Source organism: Oerskovia sp. Root918, assembly GCF_001428945.1.
Taxonomy (GTDB): Bacteria; Actinomycetota; Actinomycetes; order Actinomycetales; family Cellulomonadaceae; genus Oerskovia; species Oerskovia enterophila.
Genome location: NZ_LMJG01000016.1, coordinates 140,490 through 146,489 on the forward strand (window position 1 = coordinate 140,490; position 6,000 = coordinate 146,489).

Here is a 6,000-nt window from a genome sequence, read left to right on the forward strand (position 1 = left end):
AGACCTTTCGTCCGGCGGAAACGACGAAACGTCGCTACGTTGACACCAAAGGTCCGGCTCGGGGAGGGATACCGCAATGTCCAGCACTGTCACGGTTCGGCCCGCGAAGGGCGTAGGAGTCATCGGGCTCCTCAGCGTCATCGCAGGGATCGTCATGATCATCGCGGGTGGTGTCACCTGGGGTGTCGTGTCCTCGCAGCTGTCGGCCGAGGACATCACGGTGTCCGACGACGCGTCGTTCCTCGCGGGGGCCCACGTCAGCGGTCCGTTCTCCGCCTACGCGCAGGCCGAGGTCATCAACAAGCACGCGCTCGAGATGAGCGACGGCCAGACCTACGCCGAGCTCCCGCAGGACGACGAGCGCCGCGCCACGGTCATGAACGCGTCGTTCCTGCGTGCCTCGCTCTTCACGTCGGTCGTCGCGTTCGGCGTCGCTGCCCTCGTGATCGGCCTGGGCATCATGTTCATCCTCATCGGGATCGCGCTCCGCAAGATCGCGAGCGGTCCGGCGGTCGCGGTCGAGACGCCGGGCGGCTACACCTCGGGCGGCGGTCTGTCGTCCGCCGCACCGCCCGCGCACACCCCCGCGCACGCGGCGCCGGCAGCGCCCGTGACGCCCGCCCCGACGACGCCCACGACGCCGGCACCCACGACGCCGCCGGTCACGCCGCCCACCCGCACGTCGACCCACACGGCTCCCGTCGAGGAGCCCAAGAGCCCGGGCGTCCCCACGACCCAGGTCCCGCCGGTCGTCGAGCCCAAGAGCCCGGGCGTCCCGCCGACCGGTACCGACACGCCTCCCGCAACACCCCCGACGGAGGGCACGCCCCCGCGCTGAGGCACTCTCGCACGGAAGCACGACGGCGGCGCACCGGTCCTTCGACCGGTGCGCCGCCGTCGTGCTCACCTCTTCCGGTGCCGAGTGCATGGTTCGGCTGCGACACGCCGGGCGTGTCGCAGCCGAACCATGCACTCACGCGAGGACGGTCACCGGTGGGCTCGTTCACGGGCGCTGCGCCGGCTGCTCGACACGATCGAGCCGACCACGAGCACCAGGCCCGCGACGCTCAGCAGGGCGATGAGCGCGACGTCCAGGTCGTACGTCGCGCCGAGGGCCAGGGCGAGGATGCCCGCGCCCACCGCGACGATGATGAAGCCCCACACGACCGTGCCCACGCGCAGGCCCCGGTTGCGCGGGTCCTCGCCGGGGACCGTGCTGCTGGGGGCGAGGTTCGCCTTCTGCTGCGCCGTGGTGTTCCACTGCGCGGCCGGGTCGACCGCAGGGGTGGGTGCCGAGGCTGCTGCGGGAGCTGCTGCCGCCGGGACGACCGGCTCTGGGGTGACCGGCGCGTCCTGCACGGGGTAGGCCTGCGTGTGCGTAGGCGCCGCTTCCCAGACAGGCAGTGCCTGAGTCGGGGGAGTCACGGGGAGAGCCTGGGTGGGCTCGGCGGCGGGCAGCGCCTGGGTCGCCTCGGTCCGGAACAGCTCGTCGGCCAGGTCGGCCTCGGACGGAGCGGCCGCCTCCAGGACCTGCGTCGCGTCGGGGTCGCCGTCGGCTTCGTCGGCCCCGGCTCGCGCCTCCTCGGTGGTCTCGCTCGGCGTGACCGCGAGCTCGATCGTCAGGTCGACCGGGGGGAGGGCCTGAGTCTCGTCGCTGTCGTCGGACTCGTAGGGGGTCTTCTCGGTGGTCATGATTCCTCCCGGATGGTGACGTCTCCCGCGGCGACGTCGACCTCGAGCAGGAGCACGGGGTCGGCGCCGTCGGAGACGGAGTCGGTGGTGAAGGTGTACGGGCGGGTGTTGACGCCGTTGACGCTGCGGCGCTCGCCGTCGACGGTCCAGGTCGCGTTGCCAGCGAGGACGCGGACCTCGGCCTCGACCGGGACGCCCGAGGGGACGATCACGGTCAGGTCCCCGGCCCGCAGGTCGACGGGGACGACGACGGGGTCCTCGCCGACCGCGCTCAGGTCGAGCCGGCTCAGGTCGACGACGGGGTCGCCGAACGTGAAGCCGAACCCGTTCTCCGCGTCCTTGACCGAGGTGACCGTGTAGGTCGAGTCCGACGCGCGGCCCTGGAGGTTCACGTCGAAGCGGTCGACCGAGCTCCAGCCGGCGATCGGGAGCGCGATGATCGTCGCGACGATCGCGAGGCCACCCAGGGCTCCGCTCGTGCGGCCCCGCAGGCCCGAGATCACGACGCCGAGGCCGAGGAGGATGATCGTCGCGCCGATCCACGTGTAGAAGAACGGCACGTCGATCACGTCGCGACGCTCGAGCAGCATGAGGACCGCTGCGCCGAGCAGGCTCACGCCGAGCGTGATCCCGACGATCGCGGTGCCCGGGCCGCGGGGGCGCCGGGCGGCGCGGGCGCGCTGCTCCTCGAGGCGGCGCAGCCGGTCGGCCTCGCGCTGGGCCTGGCGTCGGGCCTGCTCCTGGGCGCGCGCGGCCTGCTGGGCGGCGGCCTGCTGGGCGGCGTAGGCCTGGGGCGGGACGGGCGGGGTGGGGCGCTGGCCCGCATAGCCCTGCGGGGGCAGGGGAGCGGAGGCGGTGTACGCGTGGCCCGACGACGCCGCGGGGGACGCGGGGTACGTCGCCCCGGGGGCGGGCTGGGCGCCCGGCGCGGGAGCTCCGTACGGAGGTCGCGGCTGCGTGGGCTGGCCGGGTCGGCCGTGCTGCCAGGCCGCCCCGTGGTGGCCCTGCTGGGGCGACGGCGCCGCGCCCGGTCCGAACGGCTGCGCGGGGTAGGGCTGTCCGGGCTGAGCGACCGGCGGGGCCTGCTGCTGCGTGTGCTGGGCCGCGGTGTAGGCGGCGCGCTTGTCGTTGCGACGGTTGACGACCAGCACGATCACGACGACGACCGCGGCGGTCCAGAACAGTCCGTTGAGCCACTCGAGCCCTGCGAAGTGCCACCAGGACGACCAGCCGGTGCTCCAGCTCAGGCCGACGATGGTCGTCGCGGCCGCCCCGAGCATCGCGACGTCGAAGTCGCCGCGGATCGTCTGCTGCAGGTGGATGCGGCCGTCCCGGGACTCGGGGAGAAGGGCCCAGGCGACGCCGTACAGGACGAGGCCGGCTCCCGAGAGGAAGACCGAGACGACGAGGAGACCACGCACGATGAGGGGGTCGATCCCGAACCGGTCGGCGATCCCGCCGGCGACGCCACCGATCCAGCGGTCGTCCGAGCGGGAGATGCCGAGACGTCGGACGGCGTCGAAGAAGCTGTCCATCCCGGTGGACTGGGCCGGCGGGTTCGCGGGCGGACCGTCGGGACCCGCGGGCGCCGGACCGTTCGTCGGGTAGGGCGTCCCGGCGGTCTGCTGGGACGCCCCGGTCGCTGCGGAGCTCCCGGCCGGGGGTTCTGGGGAGGTGTCCTCGGTGTTCATGGCTCCAGCCTGCCGCGCACCTCCGCCGGACGGTATCGGGTGTTCCCCTGAGCCGACCCTGAATCCCGCGCCGCGGGACCCTGATCTTCCGGTCAGGGATGGGACCAAGGGGGCGTTTCGCCCGGTGGGGTCGCCGGGACGTGTGACCATCAGAGGGTGACACAGACCGCGCAACCAGCCAGGCGACTCCCGCTCCGGCGCCCCGAGCAGGGACGCTGGGTCGGTGGCGTGTGCCGAGGGCTGTCGCTGCACCTCGACCTGCCCGTGGGCGCGATGCGCCTCGTGATGGTCCTGCTCGCCCTCGCGGGCGGCGCGGGGATCGTCCTGTACGTCTTCCTTTGGGTCACGGTGCCCGTGGGCGACCCGGCGCAGGCCGCCGACGAGGAGCGCCCCGCCTCGCTCCGACGGATCGCGCCCCGTCTGCAGGGGCGCGTGCGCAAGCTCCCGGTGCGTGACGTCGCGATCGGCGTGGTCCTGCTGAGCGGGGCCGCTGTCCTGCTGGCGGCCCGTGCCGGGGTCGACGTCGAGGTCTCCTGGGTCCTGCCCGTGCTCATCGCGCTCGCGGGGACGGCCCTCGCGTGGTCGCAGCTCGACGCCGCGCAGCGGGGCCGCTGGCTCTCGCGCGCGGGGGGCAGGACGCCCGCCGGTGTCCTGCGGCTCGCGGGCGGTCTGGTCCTCGTCCTGGTCGGGGTCCTGCTCCTGGTGGGTCAGGACTCGACGGCCTCGGACATGGTCCGGGCGACCGTGGCGTCGCTCGCCGTGCTCGCGGGCGCTGCGATCGTGCTCGCCCCGTGGTGGCTGCGGCTCGTGCGCGAGCTCGGCGACGAGCGCGCTGCCCGGGCACGCGAGGCCGAGCGGGCGGACATCGCGGCCCACCTGCACGACTCGGTCCTGCAGACGCTCGCGCTCATCCGGGCCAGCGCGGCCGACGCGGACACCGTCGCGCGCCTCGCGCGGGCCCAGGAGCGCGAGCTGCGCGAGTGGTTGTACAACGACCGACCGGCTCCTGGTACGTCGCTCGCGGCCGAGCTCCGGACTCTCGTGGGCGAGGTCGAGGACCGCCAGAGCTGGCGGCTCGCGGCCGGCGCCGCGAGCACCGCGGGCATGAGCGCTGCGGGGACGGTCGGCGACGGCGGGTCGGCCGGGACGGCCGCGGTCGTGGTCGACGTCGTCGTCGTGGGGGACTGCGTGCCGACCGACGAGACCACGGCGCTCCTCCAGGCCACGCGCGAGGCGCTCGTCAACGCCGTCGCGCACGGGCGTCCGCCCGTCTCGGTCTACCTCGAGGTGTCCGACGACATGGTCGAGGTGTTCGTGCGCGACCGCGGCGACGGGTTCGAGATGAAGGACATCGCCCAGGACCGGTTCGGCGTGCGCGAGTCGATCATCGGGCGAGTGACGCGGCGCGGAGGGCAGGCCGAGGTCGTGTCGCGGCCGGGGTGGGGGACCGAGGTGCGGCTCAAGGTGCCCCGGGCGGCCGAGGCCGAGGGCGAGTCGACGGCCTCGACGGCCGCCGCGGGTGCGACCGCACCTAGGATGCCGGGGGAGCCCGACGCGGGCACGACGCCCGTCGGACCGGCCCGGAACGGGGCGCGGCCTGCGCCGACGCCCTTCACGGGACCCGCGCCGCAGCCCGAGCCCATCGCCCGCACGACCCAGGAGCGCACGTGACCACCATCCCGAACCCCGAACCGGCCACGCTCCCGGGCGCGCCCGTCCCGGTCGTGCTCGTCGACGACCACCACATGTTCCGCGCGGGGGTCCGTGCGAGCCTCGACGGGCGCGTGGACATCGTGGGCGAGGCCGACAGCGTCGACGGCGCCGTCGAGGCCATCCGCGCCCTGCGGCCACCGGTCGTCCTGCTCGACGTGCACCTCCCGGGCGGCAACGGCGGAGGCGGGGCCGAGGTCATCACCCGCTGCTCCGACCTCCTGGGCTCCACGCGGTTCCTCGCCCTGTCCGTGTCCGACGCGGCCGAGGACGTCGTGGCGGTCATCCGGGCGGGGGCACGCGGCTACGTGACCAAGGCGATCTCGGGTCCGGACCTGGCGGGCGCGGTCGTCCAGGTCGCGAGCGGCGACGCGGTCTTCTCGCCGCGGCTCGCGGGGTTCGTGCTCGACGCGTTCGGCACCGGGCAGGCCGACGTCGCGGTCGCCGACGACGAGCTCGACCGGCTCTCGGCCCGCGAGCAGGAGGTCATGCGGCTCATCGCGCGCGGCTACGCCTACCGCGAGGTCGCCTCGGAGCTCTTCATCTCGGTCAAGACGGTCGAGACCCACGTGTCGTCGGTGCTGCGCAAGCTCCAGCTCTCCTCGCGCCACGAGCTCACGCGGTGGGCCGCGGCCCGGCGCCTCCTCTGAGCCCGTCGGTCCGCTCCGGGGACACCTGACGAACCGCGAGATCTGGCCGTATTAGCAGGTGAGAAGCGGTTCGCCGCAGCCGGGTGGGGCGATAGCCTGGAGGGAGCCGGGTGAAGCCCTCCGGCCCGACGAAAAGGACCTCCGACGTGACGTACGTGATTGCTCAGCCTTGTGTGGACGTGAAGGACAAGGCGTGCATCGAGGAGTGTCCGGTGGACTGCATCTACGAGGGCAAGCGGTCGTTGTACATCCATCCT

At 73.9% G+C, this 6,000-nt stretch carries 5 protein-coding genes and 1 pseudogene; 4 read left to right on the top strand and 2 right to left on the bottom strand.

Annotated features, from left to right (window positions below; translation table 11 throughout):
• Positions 1 to 76 precede the first annotated feature (76 nt).
• Entirely contained in the window at positions 77 to 838 is a 762-nt protein-coding gene (locus tag ASE27_RS21220; RefSeq protein WP_369800572.1) for a hypothetical protein, read from the top strand.
• Between the two features lie 149 nt (positions 839 to 987).
• On the opposite strand, the gene ASE27_RS18255 is transcribed toward ASE27_RS21220, so the two are convergent.
• Entirely contained in the window at positions 988 to 1,692 is a 705-nt protein-coding gene (locus ASE27_RS18255) for a hypothetical protein (protein ID WP_056653938.1), read from the bottom strand.
• A complete protein-coding gene (locus tag ASE27_RS18260) occupies positions 1,689 to 3,383 on the bottom strand; it encodes a PspC domain-containing protein (protein WP_056653941.1) in 1,695 nt (564 codons plus the stop codon). The genes ASE27_RS18255 and ASE27_RS18260 overlap by 4 nt, the downstream gene beginning before the upstream one ends.
• A 156-nt stretch (positions 3,384 to 3,539) precedes the next feature.
• Between ASE27_RS18260 and ASE27_RS18265 the strand changes: the two genes are divergently transcribed.
• The 3 genes and pseudogenes from ASE27_RS18265 to ASE27_RS18275 form a co-directional block, all read left to right on the top strand.
• Positions 3,540 to 5,054 carry an ATP-binding protein gene (locus ASE27_RS18265; protein ID WP_082609119.1) on the top strand — a complete coding sequence of 505 codons (1,515 nt, stop codon included), beginning with the start codon at positions 3,540 to 3,542 and terminating at the stop codon, positions 5,052 to 5,054.
• 5 nt (positions 5,055 to 5,059) lie between these two features.
• Positions 5,060 to 5,743, top strand: a complete 684-nt coding sequence (locus ASE27_RS18270; protein WP_056654010.1) for a response regulator transcription factor — start codon at positions 5,060 to 5,062, stop codon at positions 5,741 to 5,743.
• Between the two features lie 146 nt (positions 5,744 to 5,889).
• Positions 5,890 to 6,000 (top strand): annotated as a pseudogene (locus tag ASE27_RS18275) (ferredoxin); the annotation flags it as partial.